Below are 2,507 nucleotides of genomic sequence, written 5' to 3' on the forward strand. Positions count from 1 at the left end.
ATAAGGTATATTACCAAATATTTTATAGGATTGGTTTTTAGGAAATTTAAACTGCAATATATCCTTGTTTAAAACTTGGAAATTATCGTGATCAACAAGTTTATTTTCTGTAGTTTTGCATAATTTATGGTCTATTTCAATGGCAGTTACGAAATTACACCTCTGTACTAATTCAAGGGTAAAATGGCCTTTTCCTGAGCCGATTTCAAAGATATTATCATGTTCATTTAATCTTATATTTGTCATTATTTTATCTATATTATGTTTTGAAGTAATAAAGTTTTGACTGTGTTTTATATTTTTCTCGTTCATTATAACCCTCTTTAATTTGGTTATAATGAATTTTGCTTATTAACGATTCATTATAACCACTTATTTTTTGTTTGGTTGATAATGAACTGTGCTGATTACAAAAATACTAAAAATGCCCATATTTTTTCCTCCTTATAAAATTAGTATAATTATAGCACGAGCTCTGATAAATATGAACATGATGAGTGATCGTTAAATTTATACTGCAATCTGATGCGATTATTGAATAAAAGATATGAGAGATTTATCTAGTTTCTTTTTTTACAAGAAAAAAGAAAGTTCTTAAAGGTTTTATAGTTTTGGTCGTAGAGCACACGGTTTAACGACTTAATTACGAAGTAAATAAGTCTAGTGTGTTAGACTTTAGTGTTTTTTAAAGGCATTAGTGCACTTAAGCGTCAGAGCATGGCTTTATGCCGAGAAAACTATTGGTTGGAATGGCGTGTGTGTTAGCCAAAGCTTTGGCGAGTTGGTTGGGGGTTTCATGGGATTAATCCCATGAAAGTACCAACTCAACAACACACTAACGCCTGTTGGTTCCAACCAATAGGAAATTGGAATAAGCAATTAGTATAATGAGAGTATAATGTTGGTATAACGTTAGTATAATGATGCTTTTTTTCATTATATTTTTTATGTACTTTAAACCTGCACGCTTATGCGAATTAGAAAAAGCTTAATCGCATTTCATAGATTGACCTCCCAATAACTACGTGGTGTTATTGGGAGGTCAATCTATTTCATTTGCGTTAAGCTTTTGATCTACATTAAGCGTGCAGGTTTTTTGTCTATTTGTAGACGATTTTATGTTATACTAGTCCTTGAAAGAATAATAATCAGATAATGCATTTTCTTGTTTTTCATTTGCCTCTTGCTCAAAGTTCCCAAATTCGAGTAAGAGGTATTTTTGTTTTTGGTCGTCGCCTCTCATTAGTAGTTCAGGGTTTAACATTAATACTCCAGTTTTTCTTTTTATAATATTTCCTTCTTCTAAGATTTTAAGTGTTGTTATTACTGTTTGTAGACTTGTTCCTGTAGCTTTTGCTATTTCTCTTGTTGTAGCTATCATTGTATTGTTACTTAAGTGGACATTATCTAGGATATAGTTAACGATTTTAAGTTTTTTTCCGCCAATCATATCTAACATACTTATTAATTGCACTATATATGCCTTTACGAAGTTACCAGACGTTTGTTTACGGTATAACTTGTCTACCTCTATGACTTCTCCACTTTCTTCGTCTATGAGCCTCTGAGAGCCTTTATAGACTGTTCCATATCTTTCTTTCATCTTTTTCTCACTCCTTATTTTAAACTATTCTAACTATATCATAACTGTTCTAAAAAAAAAAGAACATTTGTTAAAAGAAATTAGAACAAAATGAGTGAAAAATTAGAACAAACAAATTCCTTATAAACCTTATCATCTCAACCTATATTAAGATTTTACCTAGTTGAATCTTCTTTTCTATATAAAGCGTCGAAGCATATCAGGGGGTTATCTAACGTAAATGCTACCCTTCGGCTCGCTTTCGCTCGGCATTGACGTCAGATACTGCACCCCCTGACCCCCCATGCTCCAACAGCAAAAAGGAAACTTTTTGCTGCTTTTCCGACGCTTATTCGCTTCGCTCATATTTATATAGAAAAGAAGCGAATGCGCAAAAGACATAATCGATTCACAAAAAATAGGTACACGAAAAACAAGTTAAGGGATGCAGTTTATGCATCCCTTAACTTACTTATTAAATAATTTATAGCTATTGAAAAGAGATAAGAATTGTTCAAAGCTAATATTGTTTAAATCGTCAATTCCTGCATGTTTTAAGGAATTGTTAAATTGATTTTTTGTAAATATTTTCTTGTATTCTTTGTTAACCCATTTCATAACGAAATAATTATACTTCTGTTTATCTTTGTGTGATATTCTTGATTTTTTTCTATTTAATCTGATAAGTGAGCTATTCACTTTAGGTTTAGGATGAAAATATTCTCTTGGAACCATACTTAATATAGAAATATCAACTTCTGCCATTAAAAGTAATGCCAATGAGCGTTTTGTATTTAATAATCTTTTAGCAAACCCGTATTCCACGATTAAATAAATCTCATCAGCTATACTATCAAAAACAATTTTGCGTATTATATCTGTACTTATGTTATAAGGTATATTACCAAATATTTTATAGGATTGG

The 2,507-nt window shown here is 30.9% G+C and carries 4 protein-coding genes; all 4 read right to left on the minus strand.

The features are described from left to right. Positions 1-312, minus strand: a 312-nt coding sequence (locus HMPREF3134_RS00455) for a 23S rRNA (adenine(2058)-N(6))-methyltransferase Erm(C) (protein WP_141738611.1), incomplete at its 3' end; no start/stop codon positions are given. Between the two features lie 60 nt (positions 313-372). Beyond that, a complete protein-coding gene (gene ermCL, locus HMPREF3134_RS11885) occupies positions 373-432 on the minus strand; it encodes a 23S rRNA methylase leader peptide ErmCL (protein ID WP_002497446.1) in 60 nt (19 codons plus the stop codon). 694 nt (positions 433-1,126) lie between these two features. Next, positions 1,127-1,603: a replication/maintenance protein RepL gene (locus HMPREF3134_RS00460; RefSeq protein ID WP_000664727.1), complete on the minus strand. Its 477-nt coding sequence runs from the start codon at positions 1,601-1,603 to the stop codon at positions 1,127-1,129. Between the two features lie 447 nt (positions 1,604-2,050). After that, positions 2,051-2,507: rRNA adenine N-6-methyltransferase family protein (locus HMPREF3134_RS00465; RefSeq protein ID WP_305366745.1), on the minus strand; the 457-nt coding region annotated here is incomplete at its 5' end.

The sequence above is a fragment of the Staphylococcus sp. HMSC14D10 genome (genome assembly GCF_001808125.1).
GTDB classification, from domain to species: domain Bacteria; phylum Bacillota; class Bacilli; order Staphylococcales; family Staphylococcaceae; genus Staphylococcus; species Staphylococcus haemolyticus.